This is a genomic window from Vibrio sp. (assembly GCF_984391705.1).
This window is the reverse complement of the sequence record NZ_CFHWOM010000011.1, coordinates 60,357-78,422: the sequence shown is the minus strand read 5'-3', so window position 1 is coordinate 78,422 and position 18,066 is coordinate 60,357. Positions and strand designations below refer to the sequence as shown.

The 18,066-nt window shown below is 46.3% G+C and carries 28 protein-coding genes; 25 read left to right on the top strand and 3 right to left on the bottom strand.

Annotated features, from left to right (window positions below; genetic code table 11):
• The 11 genes from AC4MRV_RS09655 to AC4MRV_RS09605 form a co-directional block, all read left to right on the top strand.
• On the top strand, positions 1-196 hold a 196-nt coding region (locus AC4MRV_RS09655), incomplete at its 5' end, for a DUF4236 domain-containing protein (protein WP_491187141.1).
• A gap of 64 nt (positions 197-260) precedes the next feature.
• Positions 261-572, top strand: a complete 312-nt coding sequence (locus AC4MRV_RS09650; RefSeq protein WP_012219943.1) for a hypothetical protein — start codon at positions 261-263, stop codon at positions 570-572.
• A gap of 81 nt (positions 573-653) precedes the next feature.
• Entirely contained in the window at positions 654-1,130 is a 477-nt protein-coding gene (locus AC4MRV_RS09645) for a hypothetical protein (RefSeq protein ID WP_110097039.1), read from the top strand.
• A 76-nt stretch (positions 1,131-1,206) separates the two neighbouring features.
• On the top strand, positions 1,207-1,857 hold the full coding sequence (locus AC4MRV_RS09640) for a hypothetical protein (RefSeq protein ID WP_164368850.1): 651 nt from the start codon (positions 1,207-1,209) through the stop codon (positions 1,855-1,857).
• A gap of 220 nt (positions 1,858-2,077) precedes the next feature.
• On the top strand, positions 2,078-3,217 hold the full coding sequence (locus AC4MRV_RS09635; protein WP_110097068.1) for a tyrosine-type recombinase/integrase: 1,140 nt from the start codon (positions 2,078-2,080) through the stop codon (positions 3,215-3,217).
• Positions 3,218-3,315: 98 nt separating this feature from the next.
• A complete protein-coding gene (locus AC4MRV_RS09630) occupies positions 3,316-3,729 on the top strand; it encodes a hypothetical protein (RefSeq protein ID WP_222714891.1) in 414 nt (137 codons plus the stop codon).
• A gap of 16 nt (positions 3,730-3,745) precedes the next feature.
• Positions 3,746-4,018, top strand: coding sequence for a hypothetical protein (locus AC4MRV_RS09625; protein ID WP_140352454.1), 273 nt, complete (start codon positions 3,746-3,748; stop codon positions 4,016-4,018).
• An 11-nt stretch (positions 4,019-4,029) separates the two neighbouring features.
• Positions 4,030-4,377: a hypothetical protein gene (locus AC4MRV_RS09620; protein WP_222714890.1), complete on the top strand. Its 348-nt coding sequence runs from the start codon at positions 4,030-4,032 to the stop codon at positions 4,375-4,377.
• The gene (locus AC4MRV_RS09615) at positions 4,370-4,657 is read left to right on the top strand and encodes a hypothetical protein (RefSeq protein ID WP_222714889.1); all 288 of its coding nucleotides are present in this window, start codon (positions 4,370-4,372) and stop codon (positions 4,655-4,657) included. Before AC4MRV_RS09620 ends, AC4MRV_RS09615 begins: the two co-directional genes overlap by 8 nt.
• A gap of 16 nt (positions 4,658-4,673) precedes the next feature.
• On the top strand, positions 4,674-5,099 hold the full coding sequence (locus AC4MRV_RS09610) for a hypothetical protein (protein ID WP_110097044.1): 426 nt from the start codon (positions 4,674-4,676) through the stop codon (positions 5,097-5,099).
• A 77-nt stretch (positions 5,100-5,176) separates the two neighbouring features.
• The gene (locus AC4MRV_RS09605) at positions 5,177-5,524 is read left to right on the top strand and encodes a hypothetical protein (protein ID WP_491187140.1); all 348 of its coding nucleotides are present in this window, start codon (positions 5,177-5,179) and stop codon (positions 5,522-5,524) included.
• 15 nt (positions 5,525-5,539) lie between these two features.
• Here the strand turns inward: AC4MRV_RS09605 and dnaB are convergent, their stop codons facing one another.
• Genes dnaB through AC4MRV_RS09590 form a run of 3 tightly spaced genes read right to left on the bottom strand, consistent with a single transcriptional unit; the run spans position 5,540 to position 7,475 of the window.
• Positions 5,540-6,874: a replicative DNA helicase gene (gene dnaB, locus AC4MRV_RS09600; RefSeq protein ID WP_481712443.1), complete on the bottom strand. Its 1,335-nt coding sequence runs from the start codon at positions 6,872-6,874 to the stop codon at positions 5,540-5,542.
• 14 nt (positions 6,875-6,888) lie between these two features.
• Positions 6,889-7,218: a type II toxin-antitoxin system PemK/MazF family toxin gene (locus tag AC4MRV_RS09595; RefSeq protein WP_110097046.1), complete on the bottom strand. Its 330-nt coding sequence runs from the start codon at positions 7,216-7,218 to the stop codon at positions 6,889-6,891.
• Complete coding sequence (locus tag AC4MRV_RS09590) at positions 7,218-7,475, bottom strand: AbrB/MazE/SpoVT family DNA-binding domain-containing protein (protein ID WP_103412263.1); 258 nt, start codon at positions 7,473-7,475, stop codon at positions 7,218-7,220. The genes AC4MRV_RS09595 and AC4MRV_RS09590 overlap by 1 nt, the downstream gene beginning before the upstream one ends.
• Positions 7,476-7,744: 269 nt before the next feature.
• Between AC4MRV_RS09590 and AC4MRV_RS09585 the strand changes: the two genes are divergently transcribed.
• From AC4MRV_RS09585 to AC4MRV_RS09520, 14 genes are all read left to right on the top strand, one after another.
• The gene (locus AC4MRV_RS09585) at positions 7,745-8,371 is read left to right on the top strand and encodes a hypothetical protein (RefSeq protein ID WP_491187139.1); all 627 of its coding nucleotides are present in this window, start codon (positions 7,745-7,747) and stop codon (positions 8,369-8,371) included.
• Positions 8,368-8,682 (top strand): hypothetical protein, encoded by a 315-nt coding sequence (locus AC4MRV_RS09580; protein ID WP_031847633.1) that lies wholly within the window; start codon positions 8,368-8,370, stop codon positions 8,680-8,682. Before AC4MRV_RS09585 ends, AC4MRV_RS09580 begins: the two co-directional genes overlap by 4 nt.
• On the top strand, positions 8,679-9,857 hold the full coding sequence (locus AC4MRV_RS09575) for a hypothetical protein (RefSeq protein ID WP_164368837.1): 1,179 nt from the start codon (positions 8,679-8,681) through the stop codon (positions 9,855-9,857). Before AC4MRV_RS09580 ends, AC4MRV_RS09575 begins: the two co-directional genes overlap by 4 nt.
• Positions 9,857-10,597 carry a hypothetical protein gene (locus AC4MRV_RS09570; RefSeq protein ID WP_031847635.1) on the top strand — a complete coding sequence of 247 codons (741 nt, stop codon included), beginning with the start codon at positions 9,857-9,859 and terminating at the stop codon, positions 10,595-10,597. Before AC4MRV_RS09575 ends, AC4MRV_RS09570 begins: the two co-directional genes overlap by 1 nt.
• Entirely contained in the window at positions 10,594-11,517 is a 924-nt protein-coding gene (locus AC4MRV_RS09565) for a hypothetical protein (protein WP_046376511.1), read from the top strand. The genes AC4MRV_RS09570 and AC4MRV_RS09565 overlap by 4 nt, the downstream gene beginning before the upstream one ends.
• Before the next feature lie 2 nt (positions 11,518-11,519).
• Positions 11,520-11,717 carry a hypothetical protein gene (locus AC4MRV_RS09560; RefSeq protein WP_434191928.1) on the top strand — a complete coding sequence of 66 codons (198 nt, stop codon included), beginning with the start codon at positions 11,520-11,522 and terminating at the stop codon, positions 11,715-11,717.
• 5 nt (positions 11,718-11,722) lie between these two features.
• Entirely contained in the window at positions 11,723-12,568 is an 846-nt protein-coding gene (locus tag AC4MRV_RS09555) for a hypothetical protein (protein ID WP_491187138.1), read from the top strand.
• Between the two features lie 8 nt (positions 12,569-12,576).
• Positions 12,577-12,873: a tail fiber assembly protein gene (locus AC4MRV_RS09550; protein WP_491187137.1), complete on the top strand. Its 297-nt coding sequence runs from the start codon at positions 12,577-12,579 to the stop codon at positions 12,871-12,873.
• Positions 12,874-12,946: 73 nt separating this feature from the next.
• Positions 12,947-13,678, top strand: coding sequence for a hypothetical protein (locus AC4MRV_RS09545; protein WP_491187136.1), 732 nt, complete (start codon positions 12,947-12,949; stop codon positions 13,676-13,678).
• On the top strand, positions 13,675-14,673 hold the full coding sequence (locus AC4MRV_RS09540; protein ID WP_491187135.1) for a hypothetical protein: 999 nt from the start codon (positions 13,675-13,677) through the stop codon (positions 14,671-14,673). The genes AC4MRV_RS09545 and AC4MRV_RS09540 overlap by 4 nt, the downstream gene beginning before the upstream one ends.
• A gap of 22 nt (positions 14,674-14,695) precedes the next feature.
• Positions 14,696-15,466, top strand: coding sequence for a phage baseplate assembly protein V (locus AC4MRV_RS09535; protein WP_491187134.1), 771 nt, complete (start codon positions 14,696-14,698; stop codon positions 15,464-15,466).
• 1 nt (position 15,467) lies between these two features.
• Positions 15,468-15,677, top strand: a complete 210-nt coding sequence (locus AC4MRV_RS09530; RefSeq protein ID WP_031847564.1) for a hypothetical protein — start codon at positions 15,468-15,470, stop codon at positions 15,675-15,677.
• A gap of 253 nt (positions 15,678-15,930) precedes the next feature.
• Entirely contained in the window at positions 15,931-17,532 is a 1,602-nt protein-coding gene (locus AC4MRV_RS09525) for a DUF8615 domain-containing protein (RefSeq protein ID WP_491187133.1), read from the top strand.
• Positions 17,533-17,595: 63 nt separating this feature from the next.
• Positions 17,596-18,060, top strand: coding sequence for a hypothetical protein (locus tag AC4MRV_RS09520; protein ID WP_222714880.1), 465 nt, complete (start codon positions 17,596-17,598; stop codon positions 18,058-18,060).
• Positions 18,061-18,066: the final 6 nt, after the last annotated feature.

Below are 18,066 nucleotides of genomic sequence, written 5' to 3'. Positions count from 1 at the left end.
AAGGTATCAAAAAAGAATTAGAGTATTGCCCTTTCTCTGGATGAATATATCCAAGGCGAGCTTTTCAATTACCATTGGCAACCGGTTTTTTAAATTAAATATTGGTCGTCGTGGTGTTTGGTTTGGTGGCTCTTTGGTTGGCACTGGGTTGTCTTTTAGAAAGAAAGTGCTACTGCAAAATAAAGAAAATATTTAATACCGTTAAAATACTCTATAAGTACTAATTCAGTATTAAGTAAATACCAATAAGGAAATGCACTGTGAGCAATGAAGTAGAAATTCAATTAGATAATGATCCGCTCGGGCGTCAGCTGAAGCTAACCCGTGATCTTGATGGCTATAACAACGAGTCAAACTACCCGTGCAATACGTGCCTGCATGGCATCTTCAACGTTGACCACTGGTGTTGCCGGAAGCTGCCGCACGACTGGGATGAATGGGACCAGTTCAAGGGCACTGACGTTTATCCGTTTGAAGAGATAAACCGAAAGGCAAGGGAAGTGCTGGGGCGTCCTGTCGATTACCCCAAAGAGGACGTCATTTTCTACGGATGCAACGCCAAGAACAGCTGATAACCTGACATTTTTGTATAGATGCTCGCTAAACGGCGGCGGTGAATAATGAGCATGTTCACTTAACTCTTAGGAGCATCTATGAAAACCTTCCTCGCCTCACTAAAGGCAAAACTCAGCCAATGCTGGTACTTCGTTCGTTACACTGACAAACTGCCATCGTGGCAAGCAGGTAACGCCCGTCTATTTATTATCACCCTTCGTAAAGGTAAAGAGCATGATATCGGCTTGCTTGAGCATGAAAAATGCCATGTGAAGCAGTGGTGGATGCTGTTTTTACCACTGTCAGTCGTCGGCTGGACAGGGCTGCATTTCTTCTATGCCGATCCTGTTTTGATGATCGCCAGCACTGTGATTGCCGGATTAGCCCCCGCTCTTCATGTTTTGCTGTATCTGTTGGTGCGCCCTTATCGCCAGTGGGCTGAGGTGCAGGCATACCGAGTGCAGATCGCAAAAGGTAATTACAGAGACAATAGCTTTGCCATTCGGGCACTCTTGAATCCCAAATATAAGCTCAAGCTAACCGAGACCCAAGCGGCAGAATTGCTCGGGCTTTGACAACAAAGTTGTGTTGTACGGATAGGCGGTCAATCCGCCTATATTGGCTAAGATATCGTCAATATAGGGAATCACGATGAGTATACTTCAGGTCATTTCATTCTGTCTGATGTCATGGTTTTTCATGACATTGAGCGTCTATTTGTGTGTGGGTTTGTTTGGCAACAAAGAACAAGTGAAGTCGTTCCAGCTGTTTAAAGAGTTCAGTCTTTCTTATTTGCTGGTCATGGCATTGGCTTTATTTCTCATTCCCGACAAGGAGCCATTAAAGCAATTATTATGGAGTGTTGATTTAGGCTATGACTTAATATCAAGCCTGTCAGTGTTTCTCATGTTGTTTTATTCCATTTCAAAGATTGTCGGTTATTGGTTTGTGTCTCAGCCTGTCATTAATAATATTCCACTTCGTTCTGGTGAAGCCTTTTTGTTATTTCGGAAAGGGAACAATGAGAAGCAATATTTATCCATTGATGTGCGTGATATGGCGTCGGTATTACGTGCTAAACGGGCGTTACTGGCAGAAATACAAGACAGTGAAACCGTTCTCGATGCCACATGCCGGATTCAAGATCAGTACGAACAGGGCGGTTATGATTTGGTGATCGTCAATACCATGGGGGCGGGGTATGCCTTACGGGAGACATTGAAAACCCATTTGAGCCGTATTCCGGTTGTGGGGGCATTGCCGTCTGGTCCCGTGTCCGATTACCATGTTTTGCCTGCCTAACTAACCAAGATCATCAATAAGCCGCCTTCGGGCGGTTTTTTATTGCCACCAAGAAACGCCCAAACAAAACTTAATATTTAAAGTGTTACCGTGTCACTTTGCGAGCGGTCAAAAAACACCCGCCTAGCTCTCAATTTCTGAGAACTGTCATTCTCAGAAATTGACAATTATCCCGCTTTCCATCAATATGATTGCATATCCATCACTACACGTTGCCAGCATGATAGAAAATCAACTCTCCCTGTTGGGGGATTTTTCCGGCGTCAGACCGGACGATGTGAGAACCGCGATCCAAGCGGCACAGAAGAAAGGGATCAACGTTGCCGAGAACGAACAATTCAAGGCAGCGTTCGAGCACCTGCTTAATGAGTTCAAGAAAAGGGAAGAGCGCTATTCGCCTAATACCTTGCGTCGATTGGAAAGTGCGTGGACTTGCTTTGTGGATTGGTGCTTGGCAAATCATCGACATTCTTTGCCTGCCACACCGGATACCGTCGAAGCGTTTTTTATTGAGCGAGCTGAACAGTTGCACCGCAATACGTTGTCGGTGTATCGCTGGGCTATCTCCCGTGTTCACCGTGTCGCCGGCTGTCCCGATCCCTGCCTTGATATTTATGTAGAAGACCGACTCAAAGCCATATCTCGAAAGAAAGTGAGGGAGGGTGAGGTCGTTAAGCAGGCTTCACCATTTAACGAGCAGCATTTACTGAAACTCACCTCGCTCTGGTACCGAAGCGATAAGCTGTTGCTGCGTCGTAACTTGGCGTTGTTGGCGGTTGCGTATGAGTCCATGTTACGGGCGTCTGAGCTGGCAAATATTCGAGTTAGTGACATGGAATTAGCAGGGGATGGTACCGCAGTGTTAACCATTCCTATCACCAAGACAAACCATAGCGGCGAGCCGGACACCTGCATTCTCAGTCAGGATGTGGTTAGTTTGCTTATGGATTACACCGAAGCTGGCAAGCTGGATATGAGTGGTGATGGCTTCTTGTTTGTGGGTGTATCAAAGCACAATACCTGCATCAAGCCGAAGAAAGACAAAGATACTGAAGAGCTACTGCACAAAGCCATTACAACCAAAACGGTTGAGGGTGTGTTCTATTCAGCATGGCAAGCGCTGGACCTAGAACGTCAGGGTGTAAAGCCGTTTACTGCTCACAGTGCGCGTGTAGGTGCAGCACAAGACCTACTCAAAAAGGGCTATAACACGTTACAGATCCAACAGTCTGGACGATGGTCTAGCGGTACCATGGTTGCTAGATATGGTAGGGCAATATTAGCGCGTGATGGTGCAATGGCTCATAGTCGAGTAAAAACACGCTCAGCCCCTATGAATTGGGGAGGTGGAGGCGGATAGAAGATATTAAACTAATATTTAAATAGTGTTAGATAGGTATCTAACTAATACTTAATAAGTGCTATATTTAATGTAAATCAATACAAGGATTAGGGATTATGAACGCTACTTTTGAAGAGTCTATGTTGAATGATTGCTTGGTACAGCTGCAGGAGCAGTTTCCAAAATACAGCAAGCTTGATCAGATGAAGATTTTAGAGTCTATTCGCTCATTGGTCGTAGAGCCAAAGACGATTACTAAGGCTCGTCCACTTGAGGATGTTCTAGCAGATATACGCGAGGCTATCGAAGATGGCGGTCGCGCAAGAACATTTTTTACAACCGCTTTTTCTAACTGGTACCGTAGAACGGAAACACCGCGAATAGCTCACCTGCATGATTACGTCAATCTTGACTATAAAAATCGTCATTTGTTTCAAGAAATGATGGGGCTGCGTGATTCAGGTCGCTTTGATGATGAAGCGCTTTACCAGTTTGAACAGTACTGCTTGTCATTTATGGATAACAATTAGGATCACCGAGGAAGCTATGAAACATAAGTTTGAAGGTTTTATTTTAGAGATCGTTGAAGAGTCCCCAGACACACCTATGGGGTTAACTATCGAAGGGAGTGCCGGTTTCACAATAGAGCTGCCTAAGTCCGGAGCGTTTCATCATTATCCGCTTAACGAAGGTGGTGTGAATGTGGTGATGTTCAAAATGGACAACTCTACTAAAACCCCGCCTGAGATTTCATTTCAGCTGACAGATGTTGAGCTGGAAGAGCTTAAAAGGGTGAGTATTTTGCCTGTGCTTGGCTAAAGGAGAGCCTTATGAGTATCACTATTTTTGGCACCGTTCTGGTGCCCAAATCAATGACTGAAGATGAGGCGCAAGCACTTCAGCGTGAAATATCCGAGCGTGATGAGTTTAATGCTATTCGAGTGCAAAGGGATGTGACCCGCAAGGCTTATTTCCTATTCGAAGGTGAGCGCACGATTGAGTCGAAAGGACTTGAGCGACCAAACGTGATGTTTGGTGCTTGGTGTGATACCGGCGGCGGTCCGTTTTTCTATGAGCCAGCTTATAAGCCAATAGCGTACTGGCTAAAGGATGTGGGTTTTAATGTATTGAGCTTCCCGAGTAAGGGTAGATCAGTTTATGAGGATGATTATGAGTGATAACACGATTCAGCTTGCCAATGTCTCAGTGGCTCTGAAGAAGCAACTGCCGTCAATTGAAAATGAGTTTGACCCGCTTGAGCTGGAAGTTGAAGAGCGCGACGGCATTGTTGTTGACTACATCATTAACAAAGCGGGAAATGGCTATGTTTTGGTTATTGATGATCGAGATCTGACGCCTGAGCTAGTGACGTTAGAGTTTGAGTCTGGTGATGCCATTATTGCTTACTTTGAAAAAGGTCAACGTAAGCCTATGGTGCTTGATTCAGTCGAAAATTAAAGGAGGTTAAAAGGGAATGACTCTTAAAAGTACATTGAGGCTGAGACCTGTAAATAAGCAAGCTGCTTTGGTTGTTCAAAAAGCGCCTGAGCATTCCACTTTTAACATAAAAAACAGAGATAAACTGGTCGATGTTGAGTTTTGGGAGGCTCCTAGAAAACACCAACCGATACCTGATGACTCCGCTTTTACAGATCTAACGGGTTCTATTGTCGGTAGATTAAAGGTTATTGGGTATCTGGGGAAAGGGGTTTGGCAATGTCGTTGTGTATGTGGCAGATACTGTAAGAGAACCAAAAAATTTATAGAGCAAGTACTGAACGGTCGAGAGTCCACAGAATCTATGTGCCGTGAATGCTATGGAGTTATGCTTCTAAAGAAAAATGAATATTTCAAAGCTAACGGGTGTTACCCATCGGATAAAAAGAAATTAGAGCTTTGATTATAATGTTTTGTTGTGGCGACAGGGTGAGCGCAATGCCACCCTAAGTCCGTTTTATCGAGTAGAAAGGAACGGACATGGATAAATTAGAACAACTAGGTCAGCAGCTTGCCACGGCAATGAAACAAGCAGAACATGCGAACGTTGGCACAATTGGCAGTGTACATCACAAGATCAGCCCGTTAGCGTATGAGCTGGCAAAGAATACCAACCCTTATTTAACTCTCCTTAAAGAAAACCACGAGCGATTTAAGCACGAGCATGGGCGCCCAGCTGAGTACGTGTTTATGCCTTTGGAAATGTTGATGTCGCTTGTTGGCGATCTGCCACAGATGGAGCAGAAATTATTCTGGCTCTCAGATACCAAGAAGATTGAAGAAATGACCGTTAAGCTGACTGACGACGGTACATTGCGATTCTATTGAAGGGGCTTTGCGCCCCTACTGTAAGTTGTCAAAGCGAGAGATGTCGCCATCAAAACGAAGCGTAATGTTACCGACAGGACCGTTGCGCTGCTTGCCTATGATGATCTCTGCGGTGCCTTTGTACTTGCTTCTGTCGTTGTACAGCTCGTCACGGTAGATAAACATGATAAGGTCAGCATCTTGTTCAATAGCGCCTGATTCACGCAAATCTGAGTTGATAGGGCGCTTGTCTGGGCGTTGTTCCAAAGAGCGGTTAAGCTGCGACAAGGCAACCACAGGAACGTTTAACTCTTTCGCTAATGCTTTGAGTGAACGGGAGATCTCAGAGATTTCCAAAGTACGGTTATCTGCTAGTGCTGGTACGCGCATCAACTGTAGGTAATCAACAACTATCATCGACAATCCGCCATGCTCCCGAGCAATACGACGAGCTTTAGCTCTCATTTCAGTCGGCGTTAAGCCTGCACTATCATCAATGTAAAAGTTCGGCTTCCAATCGAGCAGACCAAGTGCAGAGCCGACTTGTGTCTCTTGTTCTTCATTTAGCTGCCCTGTCTTAATGCTGGTTAAGCTAACGCGAGACAGTGAAGAGACGAGCTTATCCATGATCTGACTCTTTGGCATTTCAAGAGAGAAAAGTAACACGGGTTTCTCTTCTTCCATGATGGCACTTTCACAGATGTTTAGCGCCATGGTGGTTTTACCATGCGATGGTCTAGCCGCTACCACAACAAAGTCTGACGGTTGTAAGCCTAGCGTCATGGCATCAAGCTCATCAAAGCCCGTTCTCATTCCGGTGATACTGTTGCGCTTGCTGGATTTGAATCGCGCCATCGTTTCTGCAATTAGGCTTTTGCCATCAAATACGTTGTCACTTTTGATGCGAGCCTCAGAGATAGAAAGCACCTTCTTCTCTGCAAGATCGAGCAGTTCCTCTGGTTTTCTGCCTTGCGTATTGTATGCGGCGTCAGCGATTTCATTTGCAGCAGAGATCATGTGGCGCAACATAGAACGCTCAGCCACAATGTCAGTGTAAGCAAGGATGTTGGCTGCACTAGGTGTGTTTTTGGCAAGGTCCGCCAGATACGCAAACCCACCAACATCATCTAATTGTTCTCTTTGCTCCAAGCGCTCAGACAAGGTGATAAGGTCTACGGGCGTTCTGCTATCAAATAACGAGCCTATAGCATCAAAGATAATCCGGTGAGGACGGCTGTAGAAGTCAGCTTTCGTCAATCGCTCGCTTACTGATTCCCAACGTTCGTTGTCTAAAAGCAAGCCACCAATCACGGATTGCTCCGCCTCGATAGAGTGAGGCGGGTGTTTAATATCGTCAAATTTGTTGTTCATAGCGCGACCACTTATTACGAAATAATCACTTTTGTAAGCTCAGTGGCTTTGTCGGTGATTGCTTGTGGGGCTTTCTCTATGAATTTGACCTGACGGTTAGAGAAATCGAGAGATTTAACTTGGTGAATGAGGATGGCGCCTTGTGTCGATAGCTCTTCAGGCAAAACGACTTCCAGCTTCATACCTCTCACTGTGCTAGTGATTGGAGCTACAACAGCAAATCCAGTGTGTTCATTGAACATTTTACGAGAGATCACAAACGCAGGACGACGTTTCATGATTTCCTTTCCTGCGCTCGGATCAAAGTCGAGTGAAACAATGTCTCCTTTATCTGGTACGTACATCAAATCACTTCCTTGCCAACAGGCTTAGCATTAATCCATTCTCTGTCTTCATCGGTAATGGCAAAGCACTCTTTTGGGCTTTCAGCGAGTAAGGCTTCCAGCGTTAGCTCTTCCTCAACTGGAGTTAGCACGATTCTGTTATCCTGAACGGATAGGTCCAGTTTTGATCCAGCGTGCAAGCTAAGCATTTTAACAATGGTTTTAGGGATGCTAACGATGTTAGCGCCGCCAGACTGGCGAATTACAACAGCGGTCATGTGTTGGTTTCCTTCTTCTCTGTGTTATACCGAAGTATAACAACAAAAATATGTTTTACAAAAGTAAAACCTTATCTAATTTACACAACTCACTTAAAGCAATTAGCGAAGCCCATCAAAACAATGGGCTTTCATGGTTTAAAAGCCTGTAATTGTCACAACGAGCAAATAAGCAAAACAAAGCAATATCTTTCGTCAATATTTCCCTGTTGCTGCGGCAATGTTCGCCAGCGTTCATCATGACCTCATTTCTATGATGAGACGAAGCCATGAGCACACAGAAGAAAATATTTTGTGTCACTTTGCTGGGTAAAGAGCAGGTTCAAGCGACGGCAGTGTTTAATGACGACCTGTTGGTGATCGCCAAGCTCGAAAAGATTTCCGGTGCATTTGGTACATGGAAGCGAAAGCTCAAGCGTGACCTGAAGAAAAAGCACGAGGAAGGCTATCACATGATAGTCGAAGAGCGCGGAGACGATTTCAGCGAGTACGCCCACAAGGTGTTACTGGAAGAAGCGGACCCAACAGAGCGCCGTGGTTATATGAGCATTGCGTTTGACCATTATTTCAACTTACTTCGCCTTGGTGATGTAAGCGATAGCCATCAAATCGGCTGCTTGGTACTGAACAAAGGGTTAGAACGCCACTGGATCCGAGATTCTAGTGTGAACATCATGCCAGATGACCGTGGTCGCTATCGTTATGACATCGACCACAGCTCATTTACTGGCTATCAGCGTGCAATTCTGCTTTGTGTGCTGGCTGCGTGTGAGTTCAACCAAGTCAACCAGAACTATCTTGATACCTTTTTGGATGCTATTGACGTAGAGGAAGACGATCCGGTTTTCTCAACACTTCGCCGTATTACCATTGAGCGCGATATGGGGGATGCATGACCCAGTTATCACGCCTAAGCCCTTTGAATATCCAAGATGAGCTGATACGCGCTCGCTTTTACCGTGAATTGCGTGATGGTTTGTTTGAGTGGGAAGAGTGGGAAGTCTCTATTGATGAAATCCGTATGCCTGAGCTGGTGTCTCTTCGTTATTACGGCACAGAAAGCCTCAAGAAAATCGTTGCCGTGTGCGCAGGTCTTGATGATATGCGGGAATACCTTGAAGCCGGTAGCCTGATCCGGTTGCCAACCATTAAATGGGTAAGAACTCGCATTCGCTATTACTGCCAGTTTGAGCAGGAGGGCGTATGAAGCAGCCAGAAATGACCAAAAATGTCCGCAGTCAGGACAAAGACTTTAACGAACGGCGCCGAAATCAAAAGGCAGAGCGTCAGTATGCCCGAAGAACGCTGTCACCATCTGCCATTCGTGAAGCCATTCGTACTGGTGATCTACCACTTTATCACTCGGTGTTGCTCGGCTCTAAGAAAGGCGGCGATCCGTTTACGATTGATGATATGCGAGCGTTTGATAAGGCTCGTAAATCCACATCAAAGAAATGGGGGCGTACTCGTGGCGCACCACTGGATCAGCTGATTGTTGCATCTCGTAAAATCGACGTTCAACGCGCCAATACAGAAATCAAAGTCGCACGGCTTTATAAGGTCCGTGGTGATTTACTGCACTTCAACGTCACAGCATCGGGTAAGCATGGTGAAGATAGCTATCAGGTGCGTATCCGGTTAGAAAACTGGATGGAAGAGTTAACCCAGACGCAACGCAGCTGGACAGCCGCTATCAAGCGCATTTGTTTAGGTAATGTCTCCATTGACTGTCAGTGTGGGCGTTATCAATTCTGGTACCGCTATGTTGCCACTGCCGGCAACTTTGCTATCGCTCCCTATGAAAAAGACTTTCCGAAGATCCGAAACCCTCAACTGACAGGTTGTTGCTGTAAGCACCAGTTAAAAGCGCTGGGGGCATTGAAGTCACCAACCATACAGGCTCAGCTTGCCAAACAATTGCAGGCACAAGCGGAGAAGGAAGGCTTCGCAGGTGACAATACAGACTCATTCCTAACCAAAGAAGACCGCGAGCAATTAGAGCGTGCCCGTCCCCGTGATGTGGACAAAGCTGCCGCTATGCAAGTGATCAACAAAATGAAGCAGGCTAAGCGAGTCTTTAAACGCCAAATCAAGGATCCGAAGTACATCAAGAAGCTGGAAAAAGAAGTCGCTGAGTTGCGTAAACAGCTAGGCAAGCAACAGGCGAAAGTCTCAACCAGTAAAGCCAAAGCGAAAAAGGCAATAGAGCAGCGTCAGAAACAAGCTCAGAGCGCGAACCGTGACCAATTAAAGGCATTGCTCAGGTCTGAGCTGGATAGAGCCAAGATGTACGGCGCAGACCGTGACAGTGCGGTGAAAGTCTTCGCCAAGATGAACAAAGTACCACTAGCTGATGCACAGAAGCTGGCTAAGGACCTGTAATGACAAGAATAACCCCAATAGACCGCAGGCGCGTATTTGAACCAATTTATGCAGATCTTCAGAAGACACTAGACATTAACCCTAATGCGTTTGATTGCTTGCTCTTTAAAGCGCAACTAAACGCCTTGGAGCACATTGATGAAAGTGATGTTGTTGGCAACTTAGAGGCTCGGGAGGAAACATTTTCTTATAGTAGCCCCTCCCCAACACGAGCCATAGAATTGCCCAATGATGGTAGCTCTATTCAAATGCTGGCGTTTGGTGATGGTACCGACGAAGGCGAAGAAGTTTTTCAGATGCTGCTTAAAGAGCCAAACGTGCCCGAGCAAAGCGTTATCTGGATTGAAGAGCAAATCGCAGATGAAGAGATACAGGTGCGCTTACTCTACATCGTGAAGGCTGAACCCATCGGTAAGAATGGCTCTGGCGGTTTTAAGTATCACCTAATGCCGTTTGATGTAGGCAGTGACTTCTTACCTGACAAGTTTGAGCCAGAAGCCGGCGAGCCGATTGAGTTCTTACCAAACCCACACCCAGAGCCAAGCTTAACCAGTGTGGTAAACAAGCTGGCGCAAGCTGCCAGCAAAGAACAGATTGAATCCCTACGCCAGCCAGTACCAACGGTAAGCGAGCAGGATGAAGTCAACGAGCAGAACCTGAACAAACAGGCAACGGATCTTCAAGAGAAAGTAGGTGCCATTGCCGATATTTTTGATGTCTTCAAAGGGGACGATGAATGAGTACCGATCCTAATACGCCCATCGACATTACATTAACACCTATTACCGGTGTTGATGATTCGACCGTAACGGCGCCGTCTCCTAGCGACATCACTACTCAGCCTATTCAAAACAAAGTGTCGGTGCCGTCAGTGACTGCGCCGGCTTCTGTCGATTTTACGCCAGTATCTACCTCGGATGAGGTTAACGACGAGTCTCTGAACCGTACCGCTAAGACGCTACGTGATGATGTGAATGCCAAACTAACTTCGTTTGCTAACTCGGTGTCGTTGATTCTTGGACAGTTAGGTACTGAGCACAGTCTTCAGGTTGCTGAGATCAACAGCAAGATGGCTGCATTGCGTGATTCTATTAACGCTGAGCTGGCAACTATACGCACAGAGAACGAGCAGCAGAACGCTGATATGGCAACTGCCATTAACCAGCGCCTTTCTGTCGTTATGTCGAACCTGACTACGCTATCAACGGCGATCAAGAACAGCCAAGACAAGATAGCGGCACTTGATGCCACTTATGCTACTGACTCGGATATTGCTGCCAAGGTAGCAACTATCAATGCAGCATTGGAGCAGTTAAACCAGACCGATACGGATGTACTGCAGCAGATGCAGGAAACCGTCAATCTGGTGAACTCAATGCGCAAGCTGAAAGAGAAAACTATCACCATTTCGAGCACGGCAGGTACTTATGATTTTCTGACTGTACAAGAAGGAATGGGAAGCTATCCACTGGCAACCGACTATATGGCTACAGCCATTGTAGAAGGTAATCCACTGGTGGAAGCGTATATCACCAAAAAACTCGCGGTAGGCTTCACCATTGAATTGAAGTCAAAGGGCGTACATTTCCGCCCACAACCGCATGATGCCAGCGTTACGCCCGTTTCTGTGCGCGTGACGCTGACTACAACGCAGGGCTAAGCATGGCAACGGCTCCTAAGCGTTATGGCGAACTGGCAACCGAACAGCAAGTTGCCAACGCCAAACAGGAAGCTCAAACCGGTATGGTTTCCGCACTGGAGTTTGAGCAGTTTAAGCAGGATCTAATGACGGCAGTTGATGCCATCACTAAACAAAACAACGATTCAGCAGATCGTTTAAGTGGGAAAACCAATGCGTAAACAACATGAAAGTATGGGGGGTTGCCATGGGTGACTTTCAGGCGTTAGTCGAGAGTAATCGTCGTTTAACAGAGACGGTTGAAAACAAAATTGAAGAGATTGATCAGACTGTAGCGGATGTGGCGAATAGCTTCGCTGACACCATTCGTGGAACCATTGGGGCAGTATTCTGGGTGGATCAAAATGCAGGCAGTGACTTAAATGAAGGCACTCAGAGCAAGCCACTTAAAACGTTAAAATCGGCACAGTTAAAAATGATCCCTGGCGGCTCTTATGAAGTACGACTATTGGGTGATTATGCTCTATCTATTGGTAAAGAGTTAATGCCGCCAGCAAATGCTCTTGTTTGGATTCGTGGGATGACCGATGCGAATCACTTAAACACACCACGATTAACCGTTACTTATGATGGTTCTTCAGATGGAGTAAACCCCGTGGCTGGTAATATAGATCAATCTTATGGTGGTAGCTTCTATATCACGGACATTATTCTAGATTTAAATGCGTCCAACTTATATGACCAGCAAAATATTTTTGCTCGCCAGTGTTTTATTCGAACAAATGGCGGGACAAGCCCTAACACTGAGTTTAATGTTCAAATTCAAAATTGCGATTTGTCCCCATTTATTAATGAAGCTAAAGCGTTGGCAGATGCAGGGAATACGCCACACTTTCATGTTATGGAAGTTCAGGAAAATGTCACAGGACTACTACTCCGAAATGTAGCTTTGTCCGATGATGACGTGGCGAATAAACAGCATTTCGTTCGTGACCGAGACGCAAGTTTCGTGTCTGATAAATACATTATTACAAACAACACGTCCGTTTTCCGTGATGCACCCATCTCATGAGGTCAAAAATGATTGATATTAAGCACAATGGTAAAAGGTTCGTCAATGTAACCTCTGATGGGTACCACGCATTAGGCATTCCAAAAGAAGTCTATGAACAAGCTGTTATTGATAACAATTGGGCGCAAATACGAGCTAAACGAGATAAGCTAATTTCAGAAACGGATTGGACTCAAGTTGCTGATGTTCAATTATCGGAAGAAAAGAAATCTGAGTTTGCAGCTTACCGTCAAGAGTTAAGAGATCTTCCTCAAACGTATGCCAACCCTGACGATGTCATTTGGCCTGTTAAACCAGCTGTCTAACATTTCCCTGTTAGCGATCTCGAAATAGAAAAGGGGTAGCGTTGTGTTATCCCTTTTTTTATTGGGTAGTACCATGGCCGAGATTATTGAAAAGAACGACATTACCGATTTTTATCCAGTCGATGTAGCCTTTGGTGGTCACATTGTTGACGCATTGGCAGAGCTGGATCCTGAGAGCTGTCCGCACCATGTAAAAGCCTTTCTGCAGCGAGACTCTAAGCAGCAAGTGTTTCGTGGAGATTACGACTCACCTAAAGCCTTTATTCAGGCTATCCGTCAGTTTCAAAAGCAAACGGGTAGCGACGGCGAGCGTAAGTTTAATGCAGCACGGCTACCACTCATCAATTACTACCGTCCTATTGGTTTTCGTAGCGCTTCCGCTGAGTATGCTCAGTTCGTAGAGAGCGTGACAGGTTGGGATGATGCACTACTCAAAAAGACCAATATCAGTATCAGCTACCTTGAGCTGACTTATCGCATTGTATTTATGGCAAACGACAAGGCGTCAGTAGAGCGCTTAGTACTGGCTTGGCACATGCATATTGCCCGTCGTCGTGCTGGTGGACATCGTTTCAACGTCACCTATTCGCTATTTGGTGAAGATATCGACCTCCCCATCACCATAGAAGACTCTCAGACAATTGAAGCCAATAATCTAAGCCACAACTATGCGGATGGTCGCCTTTATGCCGTTGACGTTGAGCACACAGTTAACGCGCCTATCTTGTATGGCAAAGGTGTAGGACACATTAGCCCTATCCGCTGGATGGTAGAGTTCAGACCGCTTGAAGAGGTGTTTGTGTGAGCAGGCATGAACACCAATTAGTCCAGTCCATTGTCTATCATGGTGGCGATCAGCGCGAAGAGTTAGATCTCTCCTTTCTTATCGAAGCGACGTTCGTTGAAACCACAACGTTAGACGGTCCTAAGCTCATCATTGAGTACGACGACAAAGAACAGTTCTTACGTGATGACCTAGCCATCAAAGAAAGAGCCGTGTTTACCGTGGTACTGTCCGATCCGGTCAATCAAGATGCGCTTAACTGGGAAACGGATTGGGTAATCATGACTATGCCAGCCAGTGAAGGTGGTACCATTACCTTTAACCTACTTTTAAAGTCGCTCCATGATCTAAAGCAGCCATCCCCTAACGCCCGATTTTTCGTTAAAGAGCCAGTAAGCAAGGTGTTACGTCAGCTTGTGCCTGATCTGCCCTTAGATGTAGGTACGTTTCCTATAAGGCTGGATTTCCACTTATTGCCGGCGCAGCGTCCGTCACGTCTGATCAGGCAAATGGCAAAAGAGCTGGGCGCATTGGTGTTTATCCGTCGCGGTACGCTGGTATTTCGCACCTTGAAAGAGCTGCAGGAACGAGCACCAACGTACCTTTACCACTACAACGACACTCGCCAGCAATACCAGATTGCGCAGTACACCTTACCCAATGACAGCTCATTGATTGAAGATCTGATACAGCGTCGTTTCGTGGGTTGGGATGACAAGAAAGGCATGGTGTATTCCGGCAAGTACTCTGCAGCGCCTATTGAGCACTCAGGCGTAACCAGCAAGTTTGTATTGGATAACCTCAGTAAGATCCCTATCCCTGTATTGGACGCTTATATGCTTGGAAATGGCGGTTTAAGAGCTGGGGATGTAATAGAGATTGTCTGGAACCGTTCAGATCTCGAAAGACCGATAGATGAGAGCCTGCCAACACTGATTGTGATTGGTCTCGCAGCGCATAGCTACAAAGGTAAAAAGTATTACAACCGTATCAAAGGGATACTAGATAAACACTAATTAAGTATTTAAAGGGTATTCAATGGACAATCCAGCCGATCTCCTGCTACAACGCCCAGAGCTAGAAGCCGTGGTGGTTAGTGTGCAGGACCCAGATAAACAAATGCGCGTACAGGTGCGTGTGTTTGGTGTTTTTGATGACGTGCCAGACGACAAACTGCCGTGGGCGACATACAAGCTACCAATCGGTGCTCGTGTTGGGCAAGGTGACTTTACACCGGTTCAAACTGGCGATCTGGTTTGGGTAGACTTCCCGTATTACACACACGGCAAGAAAGACACTCGCAGACCTCGCATTACTGGCTCTGTACATCATAACCCTGATGGTATTCCGAACCTACCGCCTGAAGCGTTTGAAGGAGAGGGGCGTTACCAGCATAAGCGCAGCCATAAAGAGCCAAAGCCATCACCTCAGGGCTATCACGAAAGCAAAGTGTATATCTTGCACGGCATGATGTTCGAGGTGGAAAAGGGCAGCGTATATCGCGTAACCCACATGCCGACAGGGACCGCTTTTGAGTTTGATGCTCGGGGTAACTCCATTTTGCACGTTGAAGGCGATAGCCATCACTCAACCACAGGAGCCATGGAAAACCATGCAGGAACCAACCTGAATGAAAGTGTTGGTGGATTCTGGAAGATAAAGGTTGAAGGTAGCGCTCATGTCGATGCGAAAAGCGTTCACTTCAACCAAGGCAAAGGCGATCAGAACACATTCAGAGCGTGTGACTCGTGCATTATTCTCGGTGTACCGCACGGGCAAGGCTCACAAACCGTATTTACAGGAGATTAGCATGGCATTGAAAGGACAAGAGTCCACTATGGCGGAAAACATTATGGACGCCTTAGAAGCTGCAGGATTCAAACCACGAGCACAAGAGGCGGTAGGCGCTAAGTTTTGGACAGCTGTCAGTAAAGGCATTATCGACACCATAGTGAGCGAGTCAGAAGTGGAAGTAAAAGGCGGTGGCTCATACGGTGGGGAAATGGCGAAAATCAAATAAATCCCATTGCTTTAAATTAAATATAATCTCGTTATGTCAATAAGGGTGTAATTCTAGGGATTGCGCCCTTTTGTTTTGTGCTTTCCCTACTTGCTAAAAATCGGTTGTGTCAATTAGAGGCACTGATTATCCCTCTCCTGAAAACTAAAATTTTTGTGTTGATGCTGGGTATTAGCGCTCTTGTTAGCCTCTTCGCTGAAAAACCATGTTTGAAGCACCAAAGCCGGTGCGCAAGTCCAATAAGGAAGAGACAATGGGAACTCCTAGCACAGAACAGGCGTACCGCGAACAGGTCGCTAACATCAACGACAATGCTTCACAGCTTGCGCAGCACATTATCCATCCTCAAATGGAGAACGGTGAGATCATCACCGACAGTGCAGCTCGCAACGAAGCTATTGTTCAAAGCCTTAACGGCTCCATCTTCGATAATGCAGGCGAAATGTCGAGCATGATTGCAGGTTCTGCGGCGAATGCTGTTCGTCACTACCATGCAATGCACGGTGAAATGCCGTCTGCAGAACTGATGTCGTCAATGCACAACAGCATTTCAAACATGCTGGACCCGAACACAGACAACCCTCACTTAAAAGCTATTCTCGATAGCGCAGGTGATGGCTCTATGAGTGCATCGGAAGGCATTATCCAACGTAACCGTATGGTTGCTCTGGTTGTGCCAGTTCAACTGATGATGATCACCAATGATATGGTGACGCACATCCCTGCGAACTATAACAAGTCTGAAATCTTCCGTATCAATCGTGTTGCTGGCTCTACATTTGGTGATCTAACCGAAGGCGACCTGATTGACGTTGATTTCAACGGTCAATATTCGTCTATGGACCAACGTCACCTGATTGGTAACGGCGATGGTACCGAAGTGAACTTTAACTTTGATATTGCATCGGTTTCTAAAACTATGCCGTTCGTCAAAGGTAAAGTGCGCATTCTTGTTGATCGTATGCCAGTAGGCGGTGATGACGGTAAAGGCGGCATCTTCGGTAAGTTCGTTGACGCAGATAGTGACACGGTAACATTTACGGGCACAGTGAATTATCAAACTGGTGTGATTGCTTTGAAATTCTCGAAAGCACCTAAGACCGGTATTGAGATCCACACCATTGCGGATATCTCGATCGAGAAAGACCCGTCACTTATCCCGACCGTTGAACACGAAATGGTCAGCTATGAACTGTTCCCGCACGAATCGGCGCTGGTTAGCTCTAACTCGATTCAGTCTCAGTTCACTGGTAAGCGTGAATACAACATTGATATCGCAGGTATGCAGCTGGCAACAGCCCGTAACCTAATGGCTGCGGACAAAGACCGCAAACGCCTAAACGATATCTATTTCTACGCAAAAGGTGAGAAGACGTTTGATCTTACTATTCCGTCTGGTCTGTCTTACCGCCAACACTACGAAATGATTCAAACCATTTTGTTGGCAATCTCAACTGAGCTGATGAACCGCACGAAACGTAGCGGTCTGGTTGGTCTGGTTGCAGGTCGTGAAGCGTCTCGTGTGCTCAAGTCGCTAGGTGCGCCACACATGGTATATGCGCCTAACTATCGCCAGCTACCACAACCGCATTATGTCGGTACCGTCTTTGGCTACAAGTTCAAAGAAGACCCTCACATGCCTGACCCATGGAAAATCCTGTGTTATGCGAAAGGTCGTGAACACGGTGACGCAGGTTATGTGGCGGGTGATGCAATTTCTGCAATCAACTACGCACACAGCATCGGTCGCAACCTGAAGCACGAAAACACGCTCTATGAGCTGGCATATCGTGACCTTCACCCTCACAACGGTCGTGACTGGTTCATGTGGTTGCGCGTTATCCCTAAAGCGTAATTGCTCCACTGGGCGCTGCTTTGTAGCGGCGCCTATGTCATTTAACTAAGCAGGAATTTGTCTATGGCAACCACAAAAGCAAACACCCGTACTCGTAAGTCAACAACAGATAACAAAGGTGCTGAAGGTACTGGCGATAAAACAACAGATACCGAAGTTGTTGTAACTGACGACACTGAAACCACAGGTGCAGGTGATGTAGGCACTGGTGATTCAGCTGGTACGGAAAGCACTGGCGATAAAAAAGATACTGACGACGGTGACGGCAGCGACACGGACGCTCAACCAGAAGGCAATGCCGGCACAGGTACTGAGCAGGTTGAACCGGAAGAAGAGACGATGCTTCACGTCTTGCTGACTAACAACAGCGTATCTGGTCACGAAATCTTGCGTGCTGACGGTAGCGTTCTGGCTATCGACGGGCATTGCAAAGATCTACCAATCACGACAGACAAAGAAGAGTTGGTCGCTATTCAAACCGCTCTTGCTGACAAGCCGTGGGTGGAAATCAAACTTAAAGCGGAGTAATTCAGC